The following is a 24,591-nucleotide window of genomic DNA, read 5'->3' as shown; positions in this document are numbered from 1 at the left end:
GACATGAACGATCATGACGAAGAGACGCTCGCGTCGCTGCAGCAGGCCAACGACCAGCTCATGGCCAAGAACCATGCGCTGGTCAAGGCGTTGAGCCGCGCCACGCAGGAAATGACGAAAACCAAGGCCCAATTGAACCAGCTGGCGGGGCCTCCCATGACTTTCGCCACCATGGTCCGCGTGCATTCAGCCAAAACGGACGGGCAGGGCGTGCAGCATGCCAGCGCCGAAGTGGCTGCCGGCGCGAGACGCATGATCGTGCCGATCGCGGCGAATCTGCAAGCTTCCAGGCTCGAACCGGGACGTACCGTGCTGCTCAACGAGAACATGGTGGTGGTCTCACAGCTCGACACCGACACGCTGGGCGCGGTGCGCTCGGTACGGCAGGTGTGCGATGACGGCCGCCTGCTGGTCGCGGATGGCGGCGGCAACGTGACGTTGGTCCGATGCTCGGGAACGCTTGCCAAACAGGCCATCAGCGCGGGCGATCGCGTGAACGTCGACGCATCTCTGCGGTTCGCGCTTTCGTTGGTTCCCCCCGAAAACGACGACGATTTGGTTCTGGAAGAAGTGCCGGACGTCACCTTCGCCGACATCGGCGGACTGGACGAGCAGATAGAACGTATCCGTGACGCCGTGCAGATGCCGTTCCAGCATCGCGAACTGTTCGAACGCTACGACCTGAAACCGCCGAAAGGCGTGCTGCTGTACGGTCCTCCAGGCAACGGCAAGACACTGATCGCCAAAGCCGTGGCGAACGCGCTCGCCGAAGGCACCGACGCGGGAAGTGGCGTGTTCCTGTCGGTCAAAGGACCGGAGCTGCTTAACAAATTCGTGGGCGAATCGGAACGTCTGATTCGCATGATCTTCAAACGCGCCCGCGAACGAGCGGCCGACGGCAAACCGGTCATCGTGTTCATCGACGAGATGGATTCGCTGCTGCGCACCCGCGGCACGGGCGTTTCGTCCGACGTGGAGACCACCATCGTGCCGCAGTTCCTGACCGAGCTGGACGGTGTGGAATCGCTGGACAACGTCATGGTGATCGGAGCCTCCAACCGCATCGACATGATCGATCCGGCGGTGTTGCGTCCCGGACGCCTCGACGTGAAGATCCGCGTGGACCGTCCGGGCATCCAGCAGGCGACCCAGATCGTCCGCCACTATCTGACAGACAAGCTGCCGTTGTCTCCGAACGTGGATGCGAAGGCGTTGATCGGCGTGCTGGTCAACGACATCTACGCGCAGGACGAGCATCGGCACCTTTGCGACATCTGCGACGACCATGGCCAGTGGCGTCCGGTGTACCTCGCCGACGTGGTGTCCGGCGCGGTGCTCAAGAACATCGTGGACCGTGCCAAAACCTATGCGGTGAAACTGTCCATCACCACCGGACAGGCTGCGGCGATCGGCATCAATCTGCTGGCCAAAGCCGTGGACGAAGAATACGGTGAGACCCGGGACGCGCTGCTGGATGCGGATCCGGAACAGTGGAGCCGCATCAACGGGCTTGAACCCGGACGGGTGACCGGCATCAGACCGGTGGCATGAATGCCGGCCGGCGTATGAATGCTGGACGGTATGGTATGGAACGCAATCTAAATACGGAAAGGAACGGCGCGATGAGCGTTCGCAGGGTCATGGGCACGGAAACGGAATACGCGGTCTCCGCGCCAGGACAAGGCCGCTACAATCCGGTGCAGCTCTCATTCGACGTGGTCGGCGCCGCCTCGGATGCGTCACGCAGCCATATCCGCTGGGACTACCGGCAGGAAGACCCCGTCAACGACGCGCGCGGCACCAGACTGGAACGTGCGGCGGCCCACCCGGACCTGCTCACCGACGCCCCACAGCTCAACATCACCAACGTGATCGCCCCTAACGGGGGTCGTATCTACGTCGACCACGCGCATCCCGAATACTCCGCGCCGGAAACAACCGACCCCTTCGAAGCGGTGCGATACGACCGTGCCGGCGATCTCATCATGCGCGCCGCCGCAGCCAAGGCAAGCGAGACGACGGGACGGAAAATCGTGCTGCACCGCAACAACGTCGACGGCAAAGGAGCCAGCTGGGGCACGCACGAAAACTACATGATGCTGCGGTCGGTACCGTTCGACCTGGTGACACGCCTCATGACCACGCACTTCGTCTCCCGACAGATCTTCATCGGCTCCGGCCGCGTCGGCATCGGCGAACATAGCGAAAACGCCGGCTACCAGCTAAGCCAACGTGCCGACTACTTCCATATGAAAGTCGGTTTGCAGACCACATTCGACCGGCCGATCATCAACACCAGAGACGAATCGCACAGCACCGACGAATACCGCAGACTGCACGTGATCGTCGGCGACGCCAACCGCATGGACGTGCCACAGGCCTTGAAACTCGGCACCACCAGCATGCTGCTGTGGCTGCTCGAACACGCCGACATGGCCGAAATCGACTTGAACGAGGCGCTGGGACCGCTTACGCTCGCCGACCCGGTGGAAGCCATGCACACGGTATCGCACGACCTGACCCTGGCCGCCCCACTACCATTGGAAACAGGTGGAACCACCACCGCATGGCAGATGCAGGTCACTTTGCGTGGACTGGTATATGCGGCCGCGGCAACGGTATACGGCACCGACACATCCGGAGAGCCGGCATGGCCCGACCGCTCCACCCGCAACATCATGGCGATGTGGGGGCAGGCTCTCGCCGACGTCGCCACAGTACGCCATGCCGACGATGACGGACGACTGACGATGCGGGAACAGGCGTCACGTCTCGAATGGCTGCTCAAATGGCAGTTGCTGGAGAAGCTACGCCGCAAGACCGGTTCGGATTGGACCGATCGGCGCCTGGCCGCGGTCGATCTGAAATGGGCCGCGCTCGATCCGGCCGATTCGATTTTCACCCGGCTTGCCGGACAGACCGAACGACTGGTGACGGATAAGCAGCTTGCCGAGGCGGTCGGCCAAGCGCCGGCCGACACACGCGCATGGCTGCGCGCGGAGATCGTACGACGTTTCCCCGAACAGGTCATTGCGGCGTCGTGGTCCCACCTTACGGTGCGCGGCGAGTCGTCCGGTGATGAAAACGTGGAGAATTCGATGGTCTCGTTGGACATGTCCAATCCGTTGAAATTCACGGAATCCTTGTGTTCCGAAGCGTTCGAGCGTGTCCACACTGCGAGCGGAATCGTGGAATCCCTGCGTTGAATCTCATGTTGTGCGGGTACCATTGCCGTAGGTGATGGCAGAGGCCATACCCATATTCGATGAACCACACGGCAGGACGCTTGAGGGAGAGGGTGCGTCCAGGCCGGTTATGAGGAAACGAAAAGGCATACTACATGGAATTGAGGCAAGTGGCCCTCGAAGTGGCCCGTATCCTGCAAGATGCAGGCAAGCACGCGTTGAACGATCAAATGAATCCGCGTGATCTGAAAAGTTTTGAAATGACGGACAATCATCTGAGCTTCACCTCCGACATCGATAAGCGGTTGGCGCAATTCATCAGCAACCGCATCACGTATGTGGATGTGTTCGATGGTTTCTGGCAGTTCCGTCCGGAAGAATGCCATCCGGGGGAACGGTATTGGTGCGTTGGCGGCATCGACGGCGCGATCAATTTCGTGCGCAGCATGCCGGAATGGACCATCACCGTCTCACTGTTCGAGTTTAACGACCAATGTTCCGCGCAGCCGATCCTTTCGGTGGTGCATGCTCCGGCGCTTGGTCTGACCTACCTGGCGGTGCGCGGATCCGGAGCCATCCGCATCCGCAAGACGCCGCTTGGAGACAAACGCGAGAAGATTATGCCGTCCACCACCCCGTCCCTTGACTATGCGGTGGTGAGCTTCGGCATGTCCCATGTGCCGGAGGAATCCAAGCGTGCGCTTGAAGTGGTGTCGCGTATCGCCGGCCGTCCGGCCGACATCAAGCGCGTCGGCCCCGCCTCCTTGGATTTGTGCAAGGTGGCGGACGGTACATATGACGCGTATTTCGAAGCGCATCTGCACAAGTGGGACGTTCCCGCGGTTTCCGCCGGAGCCGTCGTGGTCTGGGAAGCGCAGGGGCATCTGAGCCGGTGGAACGGCGATCTTGTCCACTGGCGTCAGGAAAACGACGTACTCGCCACCAACGGTCTGATTGCCGATGATCTGCGCCAGTATTTGGCATAAGACTGATTGACTGCCCCACACCTGGGTAAGGTGTGGGGCAGTATGCTATTCGCAGGAGAACCCGCAAGGACGCTTTCGGAGAAAGGAAGGGCCATGCCCCAGAAATTTGAGCAGATGCAATCCGCCGAACAAAAACATGACGAGGATGAGACCATTGCGCAGGCTGGCACCCAGATCGATGACACGGTCGATGCGCTTGACGCGGTGCTGGACGACATCGAATCGGTCCTCGAATCCAACGCTGAGGAATATGTGGGCAGCTTCGTCCAAAAAGGCGGCGAGTGATGCCGCAGCTGCGTGACAGCGGCAACCATTCCACAGCGCCGCTTGACGCCCATACCAAGGACGAAATCCAATCCTTCGCCCGTATTTTCGGCATCGAAACCGAATACGGTGTGAGCGTGACCGGTTCGGACCGCCCATGCGACGCCGGACAGACGGCGATGATGATGTTCCAGCCGATTGTGGCCGAAGCGAGATCCACCAACACATATATTGAAAACGGTTCAAGACTCTACCTTGATGTCGGCTCGCACCCCGAGTACGCCACGGCGGAAGCCCGGGATCCGATGGACGCGCTGGCATTGGATGCGGCCGGCGAATTGGTGATGAGGGATCTTGCCCTGGACGCCCAACGTCGTCTGCGCTCCATCCAGGGAGCCGGCTCCACGGTCCATGTGTTCAAAAACAATGTGGATTCCGCCGGGCATTCCTTCGGCTGCCATGAGAATTACCTGGTGCGACGGTTCGTGCCGTTGAAGACGATCGAACAGGAGCTGCTGCCGTTCCTGATCACCCGGCAGCTGTTCACCGGCGCAGGACGTATGGGGGAGCAGGGCTTCCAGATCACGCAGCGTGCCGACTTCCTCGATGAGGCGGTCTCATCGGCCACCACGCGCTCGCGTCCGATGGTCAACACGCGCGACGAACCGCATGCCGATCCTGACGCGTTCAGACGGCTGCATGTGATCATCGGCGATTCGAACCGGTCCCAGTGGGCCACGATGATGAAGCTCGCCACCACGCATCTGGTGTTGTGCGTCATCGAACAGGCCGGGCGCGAAGGCAAGGATTCCGGGTTCGCCCGATTCTCCTTCGCTGACGCCAGTGCGGCCAACCATAAGGTAAGCCGTGACCTGACGGGCGTCGAAGCGTCCTTCGACATGGCAGACGGCACTGTCATGGAAGGCGGTGCCGTAGCGATTCAGGAACGTTATCTTGAAATCGTCGAACGATTCGTTGGACAACATCCCGAAGTGTGCTCCTCGTTGCCGCGCACGGACGTGCATGAGGTGATTCGCCGATGGAGGCGTGTCATAGAGGCGTTCCGCTCGGGGGTTAGCGAAACGTTCGCCGACAAGGTCGATTGGCTTGCCAAACGACGGCTGTTCGACATGCTCCGCAACCGTGCGGGGGGACGACTCTCCGTCAGCAAGTTGGAACAGTTGGACATGGACTACCATGACGTGGCCAACGGCGCGCTGTACGCCTCGCTGTGCCGTCGCGGAGCCATGCGCACGTTGGTCAACGAGTCACAAGCACATGAGGCCATCGATGTTCCTCCCCACGATACCCGCGCCGCACTGCGTGGACGGTTCATCCAGTCGGCACGATCGCACAACGCGCAATATTCCTGTGATTGGACGCGACTATCGCTGACCTCGCCGAACAGGATGGACGTGACGTTGCTTGATCCGTTCGACGCACAACCGTCCGACCGGTTCCTCACGATACTAGAGGCTTTGCAGTAGCCAAAAGCCTGCGATGGAAGACTCGTCTCCACCGCAGGCTTTTGATATTGGTTGGTCGGATTGTAACTGCCGCTCAGACTTCTCCACGGTATTTGGCCATCATCTGCGACTGCAGTTGTTGCGCGCTTGGCGGCGTCCATGTGATCGCGTCGGCGCCCGCATCAATGGTGGCGAGAATACGGTCTTCACGACCTCCGCCCGAAGCCAGAATCGGGATTTCCGGATGATGCGCGCGGATGCTTGCCACGACTTGCGCGGTTCTTGCACCGGCTGCCACATTGATGATGGCCGCACCGGCAAGAATCTTGCATTCGGTGATTTCATCATCCTCCGTGACCGTGGCGATGACAGGGATGTCCACCATCGACATGGTCGTTTCGATGGTTTCCGCCGGTGCCGGAGCGTTGATGACCACGCCGGCCGCGCCCTGCATCTCCGCCACCATGGCCAGCTCTGCCACACGCGGACCGGTGGTGGTGCCTCCACCCACGCCGACGAACAGCGGCATCTGCGCCACGGTGAGCAGCGCCTGCGTGATCACCGGTTCGCCGGTGAAAGGGTACACCGCGAGGATGGCGTTCGCGTTCGTGTTGCGGATAATCACCGCATCGGTGGTATAGGCGAACGATTTGAGCGTATGACCTTTGACGGTGATGCCGCCGCAACGCTGCGTGATGATTTCCGGAACCCTGGCATTGGGGGAGGTGAGTCTGCCTTCGACCTTCGCCGTACCGTAGGTGCTTCGCGACACGTGCGGCACGGCTGAATGCTGCTCCACAGCCACTGACGCGCTGGGGGTGAATAGCGAACGCTTGTTGAGACGGATGAGATCCGGATCGTCCGCACCGGAATCATGTTCCTGCCCGACGCTCATTCCCGCACCTCCTCATCCGTATGGTTCAGCATGAGGAATTCGTGGATCGCCTTGCGGCGTTCGGAAATCTCCTCATCCAGAAGTTTGGTATCGGTGTTGTCGATGATACGCTGCAGCAGTTCGCCGAGAGTGGAAAGTTCCTCGTCGTTCAGGCAGTCGAGCATATGAACGTCGGCTTCGATGGGTTTGGACGGCTTGGGCCGTGGAACCATTCCCCGTCTTGCCGCGTCGACGTTCCGCACGTGTGTGGTGGCGCGTGCCATGGTCTGGGCACGTGTCGTTTTGAGCTTGGTGTGGATGAGCAGGATGTTGAGTTTGTGGATTTCGTCGATGATCTGTCTGCGTTGGTCGACCATGACATCCCCCTTTATCTAGTCATATTGTCTAATATCATAGCGCATAGTGTGGGATGACATTGCCTTTGCCTGTTATAAAAAGAAAAAAAGAGAGGTTCCAACCATCCGTGGTTGAAACCTCTCATATAGGTCTGCGTGGTCGACTTACTTGGTGACGGCCTTCTTCAGCAGGGAGCCGGCAGAGATGCGAACGCCGTAGGTTGCCGGAATCTCGATGGTTTCGCCGGTGCGCGGGTTGCGGCCGGTGCGGGCTGCGCGCTTGACGCGCTCGGCGGAGAACAGGCCGGTCAGCTTCAGGCCTTCGCCGGACTGCATTGCCTCGACGAACACGTCCTGGAAAGCGTTCACCGCAGCCTCAGCCTGAGCCTTGGTCAGGTTGGACTTCTGGGCGATCTTCGAGACGAGATCAGACTTGTTGTATGCCATAAAGCATCCTTCTTGAGTCAGGGGATATTCCGCTTATGAACATCCACGTTCATTGCAATAATAGCGCACGCATGTGCCAAAAATGCCATTTTCCAAGGGTTTTGGCCCTTTTGATTCAGCATAGGGGGGAGAAAAACCCTAAAGGGGGGTTGGGCTAGATCAAATTATGCCTGTCCAGCCATTTCATAGCCACGGCTCCCATTGGAATTCTCAGCCAATAGAAGGCGATTCGGTAGACGAGAGTAGCGGAGACGGCGATGGTGGAGGGGATGCCCACGGCGGTGAAGGCCACGGACAACGCGGCTTCGACCGCGCCAAGGCCGCCTGGCGTCGGCACTGCGGAACCGAGCGTATTCGCCAGCAGGAAGATGAATGTGGTCTCCACCGGATTGGTGTGGCATCCGAAAGCCATCAATGCAATCCAGAATCCCAATCCGGTCGAGATGTTGAGTATCAGCGCACCGAGAATGCCGAAGGCCAGTTCTTTCGGATGGGACAGCACGTTGATGAGACTACGTGCGTAGGACTTGACGATGGGCAGGTACTTCTCCGTGACGATGTGCCGCACCGGGGGAATGGCCATGGCCGCGGAAATCACCAATGCGACGATGGTGATCACCAAAATCAGCGTGTTGGTGGGAATCATGCCGGACAGTGTGTTGCGTCCGGTGAAGATGCCGATCAGCAGCAGCAGAATGATGGTGGTGCCGCCCTGCACTGCCCATACGGCGCTCATGATGGCGGTGGCCGCGGTATTGCGGTAGCCGCTCTTGCGCAGGAACTGCAGGTTGACAAAGGCCGGGCCGACGCCGGCGGGCATGGAGACCGCGGTGAAGCCCGAAGCCATTTGGGAACAGTACAAGCCGATCGGATTGCGTTTATCGGCATCCATGAAACAGCCAAGGGTCATGGCCGATCCGAACCAAGCCAGCAGTCCGAACAGCACGCATACCAGAGCCATGGCGATGTTGGCCTCTTTGACCGCCTTGATCATTTCGGCCGGTTGAATCTGGGTGAACACCACATACACGGCGACGACCAGCAGCGCGATCGCGATGAAGGAACGGAAACTGAACCGCGACAGCGTGACCGTTTCCATGGAATCCGCGACCTCCTGCGGAGCCAAAGCCGCGATACGGGAACGCAGCGTGTTGAGCATGTGCTTGTCGCAGGTGGACAGGGCGCGTGTCGCCGCCGGAACCGCCGTCTTCTGGATGAATGGCGCCAGATCGATCAGTTGCTCGTCGCCCCACGTCCTGCGGGCGCATGCGATCGCACGGTCGATGCCGTTCAACGCTCCGAGCAGAACCAGCAGCTGTACTTTGTCCAGCGCATAGTTTGGCGGCGCGCTGCCATAGTCGCCATTCTGCCATCCTGCGATCACCGGCTGTCCGTTTTCCATGCGCGACAACGTTTCGGGAGTGATTCGACGATGGGTGAAGCCGTGCCGGTGCGCTTCGGACAGATAGGTCATGAACAATTCCATGTCATGGTCGGACATGGTGTTCGGATTGCATTCCAAGGGCATGTGGTCGCGGTGAAACACCAGAATGGACGATTCGCTGCTGTCTGCGACTCCGTAGACTCCCGGCACTGTCAATCCGGCGTTCTGCAGGCCGAGAATCATCGCGTAATGGTGGTGGATGGCGTCGAAGGAGGAACGGTCACGGCGCATGGAGACCCCGGTCAGCCTGACCCATTGCCATAGCTGGTTGAGATAGCCTGCCATATGCACTTGGTTATCGAGAACGGATACCGTGTATTGGTGGCCGTCGACGTCGATGGCGTCGTAGATGCGTGAGTTCTCGGTCAGATCATCGTCCAATGTGGTCTTCAGCATGCCGGAATCGGTGTAGGTCGCGAGCCTGCGGGAGAGCGACGCCACGTCGATGCCGATGGAACGGAGCGCCTGCGCCACCTGGTTGCCCCAAGCCCCGTTGGTCTGTGTGCCGAGCATGAAACGAATCAGCATACCCAAGGCACGTCCCGCGGCAAAGGAGACCAGCACGCCGGAAAGCGAATTCCATGACAGCACCACGAACAGCACTGCGACCGTGTAGAGGATGTTCCAGCCCCATTTGGTACCGGAACGGGTGCGACGCGGTCCGGCGACGGTAAGGAATGAGGCCATCGCCGCATAAAAATCGGGAAGCAGTCCGGTTCCCACGGAAGTGCCGTTGGACATCATGGACATGATGAGGGTGCCATTGCCCGAGCCGCTGATAAGAGCGGAAATACCCCATATCGCAGCGAAACCGAGAATAAGGGCGATGGCGGAAACCACACTTTGCAGCCATTCCTTGGCGATGAGCAGCTGGATAAGCACGCTGACGGTAATGAAAACTATGGCGATCTGCTGCAACAGCGATGTCGGCACATCCATGAGCCAACTGACCACGTGGCCCGCGGAACGCACGTCGGACTCCACTCCGGAGGTGGTGCCATGCAAGTAGATGGAGAACAGGATGACGGCCGCGCCGACAAGCACGGCGAACAGCGCATGGAGCAGATCCGCGAAATCGCGGTTCCGTTTCGGCGGAACATCCTCAATGCGCGTTTCGTGTTTGCTGGTTGGGAAGTCGTGAGACACTATTGACCTGCTTTATAGGTACGTGGGTGAATACGTCCGGGTGACATGCACCTATTATCGTCTCCGATGATACGCCTTGGGGCGGCTGTGTGAAAACACAGCCGCCCCAAGGCGTATCATCCGCAAGATGAGTGTGGCGATGCGTTATCAGCGGTCGAAGTCAACCAGCTTGCTGGCAACTCCGGTGTATGTCGCCGGAGCCAACGCCTTGAGACGCGCCGCAGTGGCTTCGTCGAAGGCCTGCTGGTCGATGAACCGTTCGACGTCATCCTTGGAGATCTCGTGACCGCGCATGAGCTCCTTGACCTTCTCGTACGGCTTATCCATACCCGGCAGTCCGGCAAGCTCGCAGGCGCGCATGGCGGTCTGAATCGGCTCGCCGAGCACCTCCCAATTGGAATCGAGCTCGGCCTGGATGACAACATCGTTCGGATGGATGGAGTTCAGACCACCCATCAGATTGTTCAACGCCAGCAGCGAATAACCCAGCGCGGAGCCGATGTTGCGCTGCGTGGTGGAGTCGGTCAGATCGCGCTGCCAACGTGATTCGACCAGCGTCGCCGACAAAGTGTCCAACAGCGAGCAGGAGATCTCCAGATTGGCTTCGGCGTTCTCGAAACGAATCGGATTGACCTTGTGCGGCATGGTGGAGGAACCGGTCGCGCCCTTGACCGGTACCTGCGCGAACACGCCACGGGAGATGTACATCCACACGTCCACACACAGGTTGTGCAGGATACGGTTGGTGTGGCTGATGGTACCGTACAGTTCGGCCTGCCAATCATGCGATTCGATCTGCGTGGTCAACGGATTCCACGTCAGACCCATACGGTTGGTGACGAACTCGCGGGAGACGGCCACCCAGTCAACATCAGGGCAGGCGGCCAGATGCGCACCGAACGTGCCGGTCGCGCCATTGATCTTACCGAGATATTCCTGGGCCTTGACCTTGTTGAGCTGACGGTTCAGACGATACACATAAACAGCCAGTTCCTTGCCCAGCGTGGTCGGCGTGGCAGGCTGGCCATGGGTCAGCGACAGCATGGCCTTGTCGCGGTAGGCGTCGGCCTTCTGTGCCAGATGGTCGACAATGGCCTGTGCTGCGGGCAGCCACACCTGCTCCACACCGTTCTTCACGCAACGGGCGATGGATAGGTTGTTGATATCCTCGGACGTGCAGGCAAAATGCACGAGAGTCTTCAATCCGGTCAGCTGGGTGTCATGACCCAACACATCGGCGGCCTTCTCCAGCTGGTCGTCGATGTAATACTCCACGGCCTTCACATCATGGTGGGTCTTAGCCTCATAAGCGGCATGCTGGGCAATGCCTTCGGCTCCGAAATTCTCCGGAATGGAACGCAGATACGCCTGCTCATCATCGGTGAGCGGCTTGACACCCGGAACGATGGTCTGATTGCCGTTGCCCTCGAAACCGTTGGCAAGCAGAATCATCCACTCGACTTCGACGCGCATGCGCTCGCGGTTCAACGCCGGTTCGCTCATGTATTCGACAAGGGGAGCGGTCTGCTTGTGGTAGCGGCCGTCAAGAGGGGTCAGTGCGATTGCGGGGGAGATGTCAGTAAGCTTCATAGACAACAGCATACGTTCAGCCGTGAACCATTGGTCCCGTCATTTGCTGATGCGTCCCTCATAATACTGGACCTCCTCCAGCTCGCCTTCCACGACCTCTTGGAAATGACGGTCATGGTCCAGCACGGATTTGCTTCCGGTGTCGTAGGCGTACCGGTATCCCGCCTCATGGTATTTCGGGTAGTGCGTGGAGTTCTTCTCCCCGGACGAATCACTGACTTCGGCTCCTGGAAAAGCCCTCTTCGGCGCATCTTCCTCATGGACGGAGCATCGTATGGTGAGCCAGTTCTCCGTATGGGGGTTGGCCTCCCCGTCAAGTGCCGCGATGCCTTCATCATCCATCTCGATGGCGGTGACCCGTGTTTTCTCGGGAATCTCGAAATTCGCTATCGGGGAGCCAAGCGTGGCGATATGTTGTATGTCGTATTTGTCTTGGAAATCCGTCGCCGCCGCTGCCGCGATGATGCCGCCCTGCGAATGGCCGACGATTTCCACGGGATCATCCGGCTGGATGCCAGCCTGTTTCATGGTCTCATCCAGGAAACGGAGGCTTTCCGCGGTTCCGCGCTGCCGCTCATCGGCACTCATCAGCTCGAAATTGGTGTACCAGTCCATAGGCGAATCGTGATTGCCGTCGGTCCCGGGAATGATGATCCTCCAAGCATATGTGCCATCGGCTTTGCGGTACTTGCAGCATGCGATGGTTCCGTATTCCAGACCGCTTTCACGTTCGCCGTTGAGAGGTCCTTCGGACAGCCGCCGTTGGTCGGCGATGGCGTCCTTCGTGCTTGTACCGCCTCTGACCACTTTGGTTTTCGGATACACACGGGTTACGGAGAGATTGTCTCCATGGTCTTTGTCGAAGTACGGTATGAGCAGTCTGTCGATTTTCTTAAGACCGCGATTGACCGAGCCTTTGCCGGAAAGCCCCTCTGCTATAACCGCTCCCGGTTTGGTGACCATGAATAAGGTTTTCGTGATGTATTCCAGGATGGACGTGTCTTTTGAAGGTCGTTCCTGTATGTTCAATCGGCTCGCATGCTCTCCGAGGACGCTCACGAAGCTTTCCTGCATCCATGCGGTGGATTCCACAAGATAGAATTTGTTGAATTTCCCCTCTTTGGCGTAACTGCGTCTTACCCCCATCAGTGCGCTGGCGGTCAAGGCGAGAATCGCGGATTCCCGTGATGACATGAAAAGCCCTCGCAACATGATATTCAGCCCTTTCCTACTGGCTTCCTCAGCTTGGGCGTATAAGGATTGGGCTTGTGCGATCAATGATGATAGCTCATTAAGCTGGGATGCCATGGATTGCAGGGCCTCGGCATGTGCTTCGCAACGTCCGAGCAGCTGCCGGTACGGCAATTCGATATGGTCCTGCGCCGTACACCGTGGACTTGCCCCGGTCAAAGCGGACAGGAGCGGTGTGGCGCGAGGGTGGATTTTGAGTTCATAGCCTGCGGCAATGAAGGATCTACGGGAAGTGCCAAGACGATTCGCTTGATCTCTGAGGATTCTTGAAGCATTGAAGTATTCCCGGTATTCGGCGGTGGTGAATCTCTTTCCGCCAACGATGCGGGCCGTCACTCGTTGGTTCATGCCGCACCTGCCGACCAGAGAAGACGTGACGTGGCGATCATATCGTCACGTAGCAGAGCGGATTGCCGTGCGATGCGATTGAGACGGGTGCGGTATTCCTCGGCCGCGGTGCCGGTCCAGTCGGCCAGTCTGTTGGAGGCTATTGCCGCATCAAGTTCATCGAGAAGCCGTGACGCGGCAACAAGTTTCGCATTGATCAATGTTTGGGTGGTCCGCACGCCAATTCGGCAACGACAGGACATTCCCGACAGGGATGCCAACGAATTGAAGGCTGCGACGCCTGGGGCGGCACCAAGAAAAGCATTTGAAACGTTCATGGCAGCCATTTGACCACATTCGGTGTTGACGCCAATCGGAAAACAGAGCTTGTGGTCAAAGAACGAGTCTATGAAAAACCGTCGGCGTGTCGTTATTGGGAAAACAACGAAAACCACGTCGACGGCATGTGGATAACTATATTCGAAAAAGCCCCCTACCAGGGTTTGGTCTGCGAGGATGACGTGCTTGGGTTCTTTTTCGCAGCCGAACCTGAATCGTCATTGGGATCCGATTGCGTGGATTGGGCGTTCTGAGCCAATAGCTCCTCTATTTTCCGACGTTGTTCGTCGGATAGGTTTTCGTCGTTCTTGTGACTTGATTTATCCGATTCCTGAGCGTCGGCGGTGTTTGAATCCGTGGAGGCGGACTGATCGCTCTGCTCGGCTTTGATCTTCTTGGACGCGTGATCCGTAAGCTGGCTGGAAACATGACTGTTATGCTCGATTGATTCGCGCACTTGGGGCAGCAGCAGCGGCTTCATGGCTGATGCCTCGTTGAATTGGGCGTCCGTCTGCTGTTGCCTGGTGTGCAGCTTGTCCCAATCGGCATCGTCTTTTCTGCTGGTCGAGATGTTCTCCTGCAGGCTTTGCGTGGCCTGGTTGTAGCTATTGACGGCTGCGAGATTCACTATGGCCCATAGGGCGGCCATGACCAGCAACGCCGCCATGACGGCCAAAACGATGCGAACCGTCAGCGAGGCACGCGGTTTCATGGTTGTTCTGGTCATAGCAAACTCCTCGACTGAATTATCCAAGCCCCCAATTCGCATGCGAGCAGCAGCAGCGTGACGATGGCCAGTGGCCATACGACGGGCATCGTCCTGGTGCGCTTCTTGGTGGTTTGGGTGACTCGCCACTTATCGGACGCTTCCTTGGACACGCCGTCACGCATGGTGTTGGAGGCGTTCAACACCAGCGCGGTACCGCTCAACTCGTCGGCGATGGACGCCATCTCATCCTTGTTCATGCGTGACACTCCGGGTTTGCCGGTATCAGGGTCGGTGACCCACTGGTCCGCATTTCCATCGACGCCGTCGGCGATTACGGGAATGTTGCCTCCCTGCTCGCTGCCGATGGCTACGGTGAAGGCATCGGATAGGTATCGTCGCAATGATGAGAACGTGCGCCGTGCCTTTGATGAGGTCTGTTCTCCATCGGAAAACAGGTACAGCACGATCGCATCATCGGGATGCTGATCATGAATGGACTTGCAGGTCAGCAGCAGCTGGTCGATAGGGGCATCCAACGTCGAACCGGCCGAAACGGAAGTCGCCTCGGGCGCGAGTGTATCCGCCCAATTGTCGATCGCGTTCGAATCCGGGGTCAACGGCACGTCCAACGTGCCGGAAGCTCCGAATCGCAAAGCGGCGAAACTGGAATTGGGATATAGCGCGGTGACGTCCTTCACGGCTTGTTTTGCCACGTCGAGACGGCTTGACTGTTCGGCTGAACCATATTGCGCGTCTTTGACGGCCATGGAACCGGTCACGTCAACGGCCACCACCACGTCGGTGGCGTTCACCGCACGGCTATTGGTCGGCGCCACGATACTGGGCGTCAATGCCATGACCGACACCGTCAGACAAAGCAATACGCGCCGAACGCATGCCCAAACGGTTTCGTCGCTGTCAGCGCGGCGACGGACATGCAATACGATCTGCGCAATGGCGCAGGCCAGCAGAACCACGGCGACGGCTCCGCCGACAGGCCAACCCAAAGCAGGGGAAAGCGTCAGATGGTTCATCTCCTCAACCTCCAAGCCAATGCCAGCCAGACCATCAAAACGATGGCCAAGGCCAGTGTCCACCATCCGGGAGCATCCACCATGGCGGCCTTGTTGCTCGACTCGTTTTCATGGTTCCGCCGAGATTCGATTTCCTCGACCAGCGAAGAGACGGATGCTCCATTCGATTGGGTGAGAAACACCCCATGATGAGCTTCGATGGCGGATTTGAATTTCTGGGTGGTCTCGTCGGCCTCGCTTTGCTTCGGTCCGGAGAACAATCCATCCACGGTGATTTGGGCCTGCTTGGTCAGGTTCAGCGCCTCGTCAAGCGTATAGGTTGGTTTTCCGGAAACGACGTTGTCCGTGGCAAGCACGATGGATGCGGCGCGTTGACGCTCGGCATTGTCGGCGCTTGCGTTCCCATAGGCGAATCCGGGAAGCATGGCCGCGCAGCTCACCACGCCATCGCCAATCAGCGAAGTGGACTCCTTACGGTTCTGCGTGCCTTCCAGCCAGTCGGAAATCGCCTGATAATCGCTGTCCTTCATCTTGTCGATATCGTCTTGGGACTCGACGCCTGCGAGGATGCTGCTGGCTTTGCCAAGCTGTTTGGACACCAGTTCGTAGTCGTCGGTCAACGGAAAAACGGTACGTGACGTCGAATTGAAGATGCTCAGGCCGATTCTCTCGCCCTTGAAGCTGTCGACGAGTTGACGGTAGGTGTCGATGACCTCGCGGTCGTAGGGGAGCGCCGAGCCGGAAACATCCAAGCACAGCACGATGTCTCGGCTGCTGGCCTTCTCCTCGCCTTCATCCACGGTGCTGGGACGTGCCACCAGAGCCGTGGCGAGTGCCAACGCGACCACTAGAAGAATCACCGCCAAACGTGAAAGAACCCTCCACTGGCGGAATAATCTCGATGCGGATTCCGTGTTGAGGTCATCATCCAGGCTGAAGGTGCGGGCACTCTCGATGCCATCGGTTTTGTGGCGCGCGGCCACCAGCAACGTGACGCCGGCAACGGCCAGCACCACGATGACGCCTGCCAGAAAGGCCCAAGGCCAATGCCATGACAGTTGCATCTATCGCCACCTTTCCACAAGATTGGCCACCCATTCGCCAGCCTGCTCGACCGTGGCCTGCCTGGCGATGTGATTGCGCTCGGCATCCGCGAATTCCGGCGGATACAATGCCTCGATGGTTTGCCTGAGCAAGGTGAGACCCTGCTGGTTCCCCGTGGTCCGAGGCGTCTCTTCGATGTCGGTGAGCGTCTGGTTGCGCACGTCCGTTCCGGTGGCAGTGGAAGCAAAATCCCTGGCGATTGCGGCCAGCTGTGCGAAAGCCTCCTCGCGCTCCAGCTCCCCCCGGGCATGGCGGGACACAACATCATCGATACGCTGATGCCAGACGGTTTTGCCGGCAAGCGCGTCATGTCGGCCGCGATTGACTATTTTTGCGGGCTTCCGGCTCGGCCGGGCAAGCCAGACCACAAGAGCCACCAAAACGACGGCAAGCAACAGACAGACCGCGATGACGACGGCCAAACCGTTCTCAAGATGAATCTGGTCCTTGATGACGAGGTCATCCTCGGCAAGGAAGAGCATCATGCCTTGTCTCCCAACGACAATACGGACGGGGCTCTCAATTGGTTACGTGTGGACTGGGCCAAAGCCGTGGAAACCATGCGCACGAACTCATGGAACATGCGTTCGCTGGAATCGGATCGAATTACCGTCGAGCCACAGCGATTCAGCTCATGGCGAATGGACGCAGCCAGGTATTCACGATGCGTTCGCACTTGCCCAGCTGTGTTTCCCCTACGCAGGAACGCAGGCACGCGTCGTTTTCCAGCCCCGTCAAGCACCACGCGCGCATGGCTGACATCAAACGGATTGATGGTGGCCACATCGATGAGCACCATCGGATGTGTCCTTGCAATCATGCGGATGGCGCTCAAATGACGTTCCTCCAACGCATGCTCCTCGGTGGCGATGACGACCAGCGCCTCTTTGTCCCGAATGCGGCGCGCGTATTCCAGCAACGCGTCGATATTGCGGGGCCTGGTCCACTCGCGCTGCAATGCCGTATCCAAGGTTCGTTCGAACTGCGCCAGGCCACCGTTGAACGGCACCCGGGTGATGGAAGCGCTGTCGCCGAACACCATGGACACTTCGTCGCCTCGGCGCAGGCTGAGCGCGGCGAACATGCATAAGGCGTTTGCCGCCACCTGGTACGCCTGTTCCGAGGAAGGGCATGCGGCGGTCATTTCCTGTCCGACGTCAAGCAGCAACCATGCCTTCGAAGTGGAGGGACGCTCACGCTGCACCACCATTGGACGTCCCGCTCGGGCACTGGTCTTCCAATCGATGCGTTTCGCCTCGTCTCCCGGCTCATAGGCGTGGATATCCACGACATCGTCGGCGCCGAAGCGTTTGTTCGATGCGTGCGCGCCTTCGAGTATGCCGAGCGCCTTGCGTACCGTCGGCAGACTCAGCGTGGTTCCAAGCGTCTCGATTTTTCTGCGGATCGGATCGTCGGAACGGATCTGGTCGATCATGGAACGGGGACCGCCTGCACGATCGAATCCACCACCTGGTCGCTGGTGACGCCATCGGCAAGTGCTTCGAACGTCATCAGAATACGATGACGCAACACTTCGTGGGCGAACGCCTTCACATCCTCAGGAATGACGTAATCTCGTCCCTGCAGGAGCGCGTTGGCCTGTCCTATGCGCACCAGCGCGATGGACGCGCGCGGCGAGGCGCCCAGCCTGACGAGCGAGGAAAGTCCTTGGACGGGCTTGGTTCCAGCGCCACGGGAGGTGGCCGCGATATCGACCGCATACTGCATGATCGCATCGGACACGTGCACACGACGTGCCGCGGAACGCAGGAATTCGACGTCGCTGATGGAAACGGTGTCACCGGTGAGCGCGTGCTGGTCTACGGTATCGGAGCCGCGGCGGGTCAGCATGGCGAGCATGCGTTGCTCTTCCTGCTCTGTCGGATAGGTCAGTACGGCCTTCATCATGAAACGGTCCATCTGCGCCTCGGGAAGATTGAAGGTGCCCTCTTCCTCGATTGGATTCTGCGTTGCGATGACCATGAATGGTTTCGGCAGCGCGATGCGTTGGCCTCCGATGGTGGTCGCGCCCTCCGCCATGGCTTCAAGCATGGCGGACTGGGTTTTCGCGTTGGAACGATTGATTTCGTCGAGCAGCACGAAATTGGCGTGGATCGGGCCGATCTGCGTGGAGAATTTCTGCGTGGCGAAATCGAAGACCTGAGTGCCGACCAGGTCCGAAGGCATCAGATCGGGAGTGCATTGCACACGTTTGAACGAGCCGGACACCGAAGTGGCCAAGGTCTGCGCGGCAGTGGTTTTTGCCAGACCCGGGACGGATTCGATGAGGATATGACCGCCGGCCACCAAAGTGGTGATCAGCGATTCACGAAGATTGTCCTGTCCGACCAGGGTCTGCGCGAAACGTCCGCGAATCTGCGAACCGATGTTCCTGGCGCGTGCGATGTCTTCGGCCGACAGCGTGGTTGGTCTTGCGGCTGCGGGCATGGGGATGGGTGCCGGTGCTGGCGCCGGATTCTTTGGAGGGAATAAAGCCATGGTTGCTACTCTAACGGGTCAAGCTGACGGGAGGGTCCAATCCACCGGCTGTTCTCCTGCTTCGATTAGCGCCTGATTGGCGCGGGAGAACGGTTTCGAGCCGAAAAATCCGTAGCGGGCGGACATCGGACTTGGATGGGGGGATTTGATGATGAAAGCGTTGGTGAGCAGGGGCTCCAACGTCTGCGCCTTTCGTCCCCACAGAATCGCGACCAGAGGCTTGACGCTGCCGTCAGGCCGACGGCGATTGTTCAATGCGCTGATGGCCGCGTCGGTGACCACTTCCCAGCCTCGCCCCTGATGGCTTCCCGGCTTTCCCGGTTCGACGGTCAGACATCTGTTGAGCAGCATGACGCCCTGTTTGGTCCAGGGTGTCAGGTCGCCGTTGGCCGGCATGGGCACGCCCAGATCGTCGGTCAGCTCGGTGTAGATGTTCGCCAGACTGCGCGGAATGGGCTTGACGTCCGGTGCCACGCAGAAGCTCAGTCCCACCGGATGGCCCGGCGTGGGGTAGGGATCCTGGCCGACGATAAGCACTTTGATGTCGTCGAATGGAATGGTAAACGCGCGCAGAATGTTCCTGCTGGCCGGAAGGTACTTACGTCCCGCCGCGATTTCCGACCTCAGAAAGTCTCCCATGAGATGTATCTGGGGTTCGACATCGGCGAGGGCCTGGGCCCATCCGGGCTCCACAAGATCCTTCAATGGTTTGATATGAGTCATACTTTCCCACTGTACGACGTGCCCTGTGGATGTCCATGCCGATTCCATGCGGAAACGTGTCGAATACGCGCAAAATCGACGATGCTGATTGTGGGCTGACTGCACGGGCCGGTACACTGGGGCGGTAAGTGTGAGAAATGAGGTTGCAGAAAATGGCTAAGCAGGACAAGGAGACCTACGAATCCTACGCCAAGGATATGTTCGACAATCCTCCGGCGGGACCGATGGGCGTGCACCGTGGCGCACGTTCCATGGCGTCCAGGGCTCTGCCGTATGTGATTGTCGTGATTGTGGCTCTGCTCGCCGGCCTGCTGTTCTGGGGAGTCTATTCTGGTGAGATCAGCAACCTGAGAATGCCTTGGTCGGCCAAGGAGGACTCTTCATCGTCCGTCTCCACGGCGGATAAGGCGGATAAGAAGACGGACGACACGTCCAAAGACGCCAAGACGGAGAACAAGAAGTCCGAGGACGGCAAGAAGACCAGTACTTCGGATGGCCAGTCGAAGGACGCTTCGGACGCCAACCAGAACGCGGAACAGAATAACGATCAGAACAATGGCCAGGATGCGGCTTCTGAGCAGAGCGTGAATCTGGCCACCGAGATCCGCGTGGTGAACGCCACCAGCATCACCGGTTACGCCAAGAGCAAGGCCGATGCCCTGACCCAGGCCGGATACACCAGCGTGACGCCCAGCAATCCGACCGGCAACGTTCCCAGCCAGACGGTTGTCTGGTATCAGAATGAGGCCGACAAGGCGACGGCGGAGAATGTCGCGCAGACGCTGGGAATCTCCAATGTCCAGCAGAGCAGCGGATTGGTCACGCCGATCGTTGTGGTGCTGTTGAACTGAAAAAACGCCGTCCGAACCGGTTTGGAACCTCGCCCGAACATAGGCGAGGTTCTTTTATTTTCTTGGAAATCCGGCGTTTTTCAAGTTGATTCGATGCGACTGGCATCTTGCTCACAGCGCAAAGAACGTCATCGGGTTTGGCACTCTCGACGTGAGAGTGCTAATCTGCGAATTAGCACTCGACGAGTGAGAGTGATAACTGGCGGCTGACGGCTGGTTCTGATTGTCGCTCCGAAGGTGGAAATAATACCGTGTAGCCATATGTGGAGGAACAATGGCAAAGATGATTGCATATGACGACGAAGCTCGTCAGGGAATGCTCGCGGGTCTCGACAAGCTCGCTGACACCGTCAAGGTCACCCTTGGTCCGAAGGGCCGCAATGTGGTGCTTGACAAGACCTACGGCGCTCCGACCATCACCAACGATGGCGTTTCCATCGCAAAGGAAATCGATCTGGACGATCCGTATGAGCGTATCGGCGCCGAACTGGTCAAGGAAGTCGCCAAGAAGACCGATGACGTCGCAGGCGACGGCACCACCACCGCAACCGTGCTGGCCCAGTCCCTGGTGCACGAGGGTCTGAAGAACGTCACCGCCGGTTCCAACCCGATCGCGCTGCGTCGTGGCATCGAGAAGGCCGCCGACGCCATCGTCAAGGAACTCGTCGCAGCGGCCAAGGACGTTGAGACCAAGGATCAGATCGCTGCCACCGCAACGATCTCCGCCGCTGATCCGGAAGTCGGCGAGAAGATCGCCGAAGCTCTGGACAAGGTCGGCCAGGATGGCGTCGTGACCGTCGAGGACAACAACCGCTTCGGTCTTGACCTTGACTTCACCGAGGGCATGCGCTTCGACAAGGGCTACATCGCTCCGTACTTCGTGACCAACGCCGAGGACCAGACCGCCGTTCTCGAGGATCCGTACATCCTCCTGACCTCCGGCAAGCTGAGCTCCCAGCAGGATGTCGTCCACATCGCCGAGTTGGTTATGAAGACCGGCAAGCCGCTGCTGATCATCGCTGAGGACGTTGACGGCGAGGCTCTGCCGACCCTGATTCTGAACAACATCCGCGGCACCTTCAAGTCCTGCGCCGTCAAGGCTCCGGGCTTCGGCGACCGCCGTAAGGCCATGCTGCAGGATATGGCCATCCTGACCGGTGCCCAGGTGGTGTCCGATGAGCTGGGCCTGAAGCTCGACTCCGTCGACATGTCCGTGCTTGGCACCGCCAAGAAGGTCATCGTCTCCAAGGATGAGACCACCATCGTGTCCGGTGGCGGCTCCAAGGAGGACGTGGCCGCTCGCGTCGCTCAGATCCGTGGCGAGATCGCCAACACCGATTCCGATTACGATCGCGAGAAGCTGCAGGAGCGCCTGGCCAAGCTGGCCGGCGGTGTCGCCGTCATCAAGGTCGGCGCTGCCACCGAGGTTGAGGCCAAGGAACGCAAGCACCGCATCGAGGATGCCGTGCGCAACGCCAAGGCCGCTATCGAGGAAGGTCTGCTGCCGGGCGGCGGTGTCGCCCTGATCCAGGCTGCCGCCAAGGCCAAGGACGACGTCAAGCTCGAAGGCGACGAGGCCACCGGTGCCGCGATCGTGTTCCGTGCCGTCGAAGCCCCGATCAAGCAGATCGCCGAAAACGCTGGCCTGTCCGGCGACGTGGTGATCGACAAGGTCCGCTCCCTGCCTGACGGCCAGGGCCTGAACGCGGCCACCAACGAGTACGAGGACCTGCTGGCCGCAGGCGTCACCGACCCGGTCAAGGTGACTCGTTCCGCTCTGCAGAACGCAGCTTCCATCGCTGGACTGTTCCTGACCACCGAAGCCGTGGTGGCCAACAAGCCGGAACCGCCGGCAGCCGCTCCGGCAGCTGGCGCCGACATGGGCTACTGATTGAAAGACCGGAAGCTTCCATAGGCTCAAATAGCTGATATGAGGCCCGCTTCCCGATGGGGAGCGGGCCTTTGCTTATCTGGAAGGCGCCTTACGCGCGCTTTCTACTGCGCGAACAAACGCGACGCCTGCATTTCGGTCTCCGAATACAACGTGGAGGCCTGCATCAATGCGCGCTGGATTGATTCAAGCGACTGCTCCATCTGCTGCTGCGCGGCACGCCACTGTTCGGCGACCGCTGTGAACTGCGTCGCAGCCCCGCCGCGCCAAACGCTCTGCAGATTGTTGAGATTGCCGTACATGCCCTGCACGGCCTGTCGGATGGATTGGATGGAGGCGTTGACGGCGGCGCTCGAGGACTGAATCTGCTCGCTGTCGACTTGATACTGTGGCATGTGCCGGTCCTTTCAATGATGATTGGTGTGTTTCTCCATGCGATCGCGGTTGGCGCAACCGGACGGTACAGTGGATGCTATGTCATCAGTGAGCGTGTGCAACGAAAAAAACGGAGCTGTGGTCGGAGAACATATGCATTTGGGTTCCGTCGGCGTGTCGCGAAACGGCGGCAGAACGGCAAAAGGTTGGAATATCGCGATTTGCATGTTGCTGGCGAGCGTGCTGGGTTTGTGTTTGATGCTGTGGATAACTCCGCCGGTCCATGCGGATGACAGTGCCGGATTGGGCATTACAGCCACGGACGACATCACCGACACGCAGAATCTGCTCGGTTCGAATGTCTCGGAGATCACGGACGCCATCAACCAGACGAAAAAGGAGACCGGCGTCACCGTCCGTTTGGTGTATCTGGACAGTTTCAACGCCAAAGGCAAGCCAGATAAATGGGTGAGCGCGCTGCTGGAATCGTTGAACCCGAAACCGAATACCGTGATGTTGGCGGTTGCCTCGAATGACGGCAATCTGGTGGTGGCCGTGTCTTCGAACTCGGAGGAATGGCTGAAGAAGAAGTCGACCGTCGACGCGCTGTCCGATGCCGCGCAAAAACCGTTGATGGAAAGCGATCCGGACTGGGCGAAGTCCGCGACCGACATGATGAATCAGATTTCGGTGCAGAAAAAGACCTCGACTTCGTCGCGGACCATATGGATTGGCGTGGGAGGATTCGCCGGCGCGCTGCTGCTTCTGGTGGTGATTCTGGTGGTGTTCCATATCCTGCGCAAGAAGGACGTGATCGGGCATCGGCGTAAGGGCCGCCATAGCGGCCGTCATGGTGCGGTCGCCGAACGTATCCAACCGGTCAAAGAGTGGGGCGCCGAATCGGAAAACGAGGATTATGTCAATCCGGATACCGCTTCAACGCAAGATTCAGAATCCGTTCAGGAAACATCCAGTGAAGGGAGCGATGCTTAAGCCATGAGCAAGCCTATTGAAGCATCCATTGTCGTTGTCGATGACGAGCCGTCCATCCGAGAGCTGCTGGTGGCATCCCTGCATTTCGCCGGTTTCGAAGTGAACACGGCCGCTTCGGGATCCGAAGCCATCGAGGTCATCGAAAGGCTGCAGCCGGATCTGATCGTGCTTGATGTGATGCTTCCGGACATCGATGGGTTCACGGTGACCCGACGCATCAGGCAGGAAGGCATCACCACGCCGGTGCTGTACCTGACCGCTCGCGATGACACCCAAGACAAGGTCATGGGGCTTACCGTGGGAGGCGACGACTATGTGACCAAGCCGTTCAGCCTCGAAGAGGTCGTGGCCCGAATCCGCGCCATCCTGCGTCGCACCCAGCAGCAGGTGGAGGACGATCCGATCATCCGTGTGGGCGATCTCGAAATCAACGAGGACTCGCACGACGTGTCCCGAGCCGGACAGCCAATCGACCTGAGCCCCACCGAATACAAGCTTCTTCGCTACCTCATGGACAATGAAGGCCGCGTGCTGTCCAAGGCGCAGATTCTCGATCACGTGTGGCAATACGATTGGGGCGGGGACGCGGCCATCGTCGAATCGTACATCTCCTATCTTCGCAAGAAGGTCGATGGCATCGTCATCGAGGATGAGAACGGCGACAAGCACAAGGTAACGCCGCTGATCGAAACCAAGCGCGGCATTGGCTATATGATTCGCGCTCCCAAGAACTAGAT

At 59.1% G+C, this 24,591-nt stretch carries 24 protein-coding genes; 9 read left to right on the top strand and 15 right to left on the bottom strand.

The window, feature by feature from the left end; genetic code table 11:
- The first annotated feature begins 3 nt into the window (after positions 1-3).
- The 5 genes from arc (at position 4) to pafA (ending at position 5,922) form a co-directional block, all read left to right on the top strand.
- On the top strand, positions 4-1,551 hold the full coding sequence (gene arc, locus OGI63_RS07260) for a proteasome ATPase (protein WP_011742988.1): 1,548 nt from the start codon (positions 4-6) through the stop codon (positions 1,549-1,551).
- 71 nt (positions 1,552-1,622) lie between these two features.
- Positions 1,623-3,206 (top strand): depupylase/deamidase Dop, encoded by a 1,584-nt coding sequence (gene dop / locus OGI63_RS07255; protein ID WP_011742989.1) that lies wholly within the window; start codon positions 1,623-1,625, stop codon positions 3,204-3,206.
- Between the two features lie 134 nt (positions 3,207-3,340).
- Entirely contained in the window at positions 3,341-4,171 is an 831-nt protein-coding gene (locus OGI63_RS07250; RefSeq protein WP_011742990.1) for an inositol monophosphatase family protein, read from the top strand.
- A 93-nt stretch (positions 4,172-4,264) separates the two neighbouring features.
- Entirely contained in the window at positions 4,265-4,456 is a 192-nt protein-coding gene (locus tag OGI63_RS07245) for a ubiquitin-like protein Pup (RefSeq protein ID WP_021913941.1), read from the top strand.
- Positions 4,456-5,922, top strand: a complete 1,467-nt coding sequence (gene pafA, locus OGI63_RS07240; protein WP_011742991.1) for a Pup--protein ligase — start codon at positions 4,456-4,458, stop codon at positions 5,920-5,922. Before OGI63_RS07245 ends, pafA begins: the two co-directional genes overlap by 1 nt.
- 73 nt (positions 5,923-5,995) lie before the next feature.
- On the opposite strand, the gene OGI63_RS07235 is transcribed toward pafA, so the two are convergent.
- From OGI63_RS07235 to OGI63_RS07170, 14 genes are all read right to left on the bottom strand, one after another.
- Positions 5,996-6,796, bottom strand: coding sequence for a dioxygenase (locus tag OGI63_RS07235; protein WP_003808645.1), 801 nt, complete (start codon positions 6,794-6,796; stop codon positions 5,996-5,998).
- Positions 6,793-7,152: a hypothetical protein gene (locus OGI63_RS07230; protein WP_011742992.1), complete on the bottom strand. Its 360-nt coding sequence runs from the start codon at positions 7,150-7,152 to the stop codon at positions 6,793-6,795. Before OGI63_RS07230 ends, OGI63_RS07235 begins: the two co-directional genes overlap by 4 nt.
- Before the next feature lie 144 nt (positions 7,153-7,296).
- Entirely contained in the window at positions 7,297-7,578 is a 282-nt protein-coding gene (locus OGI63_RS07225; protein ID WP_003808664.1) for an HU family DNA-binding protein, read from the bottom strand.
- A 154-nt stretch (positions 7,579-7,732) separates the two neighbouring features.
- Positions 7,733-10,168 (bottom strand): lysylphosphatidylglycerol synthase transmembrane domain-containing protein, encoded by a 2,436-nt coding sequence (locus OGI63_RS07220; protein WP_011742993.1) that lies wholly within the window; start codon positions 10,166-10,168, stop codon positions 7,733-7,735.
- 147 nt (positions 10,169-10,315) lie between these two features.
- Positions 10,316-11,758 (bottom strand): adenylosuccinate lyase, encoded by a 1,443-nt coding sequence (purB, locus tag OGI63_RS07215; RefSeq protein WP_011742994.1) that lies wholly within the window; start codon positions 11,756-11,758, stop codon positions 10,316-10,318.
- A 39-nt stretch (positions 11,759-11,797) separates the two neighbouring features.
- Entirely contained in the window at positions 11,798-12,952 is a 1,155-nt protein-coding gene (locus OGI63_RS07210; RefSeq protein WP_229084238.1) for an alpha/beta hydrolase, read from the bottom strand.
- 401 nt (positions 12,953-13,353) lie between these two features.
- Positions 13,354-13,683 carry a hypothetical protein gene (locus OGI63_RS07205; protein WP_011742996.1) on the bottom strand — a complete coding sequence of 110 codons (330 nt, stop codon included), beginning with the start codon at positions 13,681-13,683 and terminating at the stop codon, positions 13,354-13,356.
- A gap of 146 nt (positions 13,684-13,829) precedes the next feature.
- Positions 13,830-14,402: a DUF6466 family protein gene (locus tag OGI63_RS07200; RefSeq protein ID WP_011742997.1), complete on the bottom strand. Its 573-nt coding sequence runs from the start codon at positions 14,400-14,402 to the stop codon at positions 13,830-13,832.
- Complete coding sequence (locus OGI63_RS07195) at positions 14,399-15,418, bottom strand: VWA domain-containing protein (protein WP_003808678.1); 1,020 nt, start codon at positions 15,416-15,418, stop codon at positions 14,399-14,401. Before OGI63_RS07195 ends, OGI63_RS07200 begins: the two co-directional genes overlap by 4 nt.
- On the bottom strand, positions 15,415-16,482 hold the full coding sequence (locus tag OGI63_RS07190; protein WP_011742998.1) for a VWA domain-containing protein: 1,068 nt from the start codon (positions 16,480-16,482) through the stop codon (positions 15,415-15,417). The genes OGI63_RS07195 and OGI63_RS07190 overlap by 4 nt, the downstream gene beginning before the upstream one ends.
- Positions 16,483-17,007 carry a hypothetical protein gene (locus OGI63_RS07185; protein WP_003808681.1) on the bottom strand — a complete coding sequence of 175 codons (525 nt, stop codon included), beginning with the start codon at positions 17,005-17,007 and terminating at the stop codon, positions 16,483-16,485.
- Positions 17,004-17,957 (bottom strand): DUF58 domain-containing protein, encoded by a 954-nt coding sequence (locus OGI63_RS07180; protein ID WP_011743000.1) that lies wholly within the window; start codon positions 17,955-17,957, stop codon positions 17,004-17,006. Before OGI63_RS07180 ends, OGI63_RS07185 begins: the two co-directional genes overlap by 4 nt.
- Entirely contained in the window at positions 17,954-19,021 is a 1,068-nt protein-coding gene (locus OGI63_RS07175; RefSeq protein WP_011743001.1) for an AAA family ATPase, read from the bottom strand. Before OGI63_RS07175 ends, OGI63_RS07180 begins: the two co-directional genes overlap by 4 nt.
- An 18-nt stretch (positions 19,022-19,039) precedes the next feature.
- Positions 19,040-19,744, bottom strand: a complete 705-nt coding sequence (locus OGI63_RS07170; protein ID WP_011743002.1) for a uracil-DNA glycosylase — start codon at positions 19,742-19,744, stop codon at positions 19,040-19,042.
- Between the two features lie 152 nt (positions 19,745-19,896).
- On the opposite strand from OGI63_RS07170, the gene OGI63_RS07165 reads away from it, so the two are divergent.
- On the top strand, positions 19,897-20,595 hold the full coding sequence (locus OGI63_RS07165; protein WP_021913933.1) for a LytR C-terminal domain-containing protein: 699 nt from the start codon (positions 19,897-19,899) through the stop codon (positions 20,593-20,595).
- Between the two features lie 274 nt (positions 20,596-20,869).
- Positions 20,870-22,486: a chaperonin GroEL gene (gene groL, locus OGI63_RS07160; protein ID WP_011743003.1), complete on the top strand. Its 1,617-nt coding sequence runs from the start codon at positions 20,870-20,872 to the stop codon at positions 22,484-22,486.
- Positions 22,487-22,590: 104 nt separating this feature from the next.
- Here the strand turns inward: groL and OGI63_RS07155 are convergent, their stop codons facing one another.
- On the bottom strand, positions 22,591-22,881 hold the full coding sequence (locus tag OGI63_RS07155; RefSeq protein WP_003808696.1) for a WXG100 family type VII secretion target: 291 nt from the start codon (positions 22,879-22,881) through the stop codon (positions 22,591-22,593).
- 79 nt (positions 22,882-22,960) lie between these two features.
- Between OGI63_RS07155 and OGI63_RS07150 the strand changes: the two genes are divergently transcribed.
- Entirely contained in the window at positions 22,961-23,854 is an 894-nt protein-coding gene (locus OGI63_RS07150; RefSeq protein ID WP_041777272.1) for a TPM domain-containing protein, read from the top strand.
- A 3-nt stretch (positions 23,855-23,857) separates the two neighbouring features.
- Complete coding sequence (locus OGI63_RS07145; protein ID WP_003808701.1) at positions 23,858-24,589, top strand: response regulator transcription factor; 732 nt, start codon at positions 23,858-23,860, stop codon at positions 24,587-24,589.
- The last annotated feature ends 2 nt before the right edge of the window (positions 24,590-24,591 follow it).

This window comes from Bifidobacterium sp. KRGSERBCFTRI, from assembly GCF_025908335.1.
Note: the sequence above shows the minus strand (reverse complement) of the source record. Positions and strands in the feature narration are given on the sequence as shown.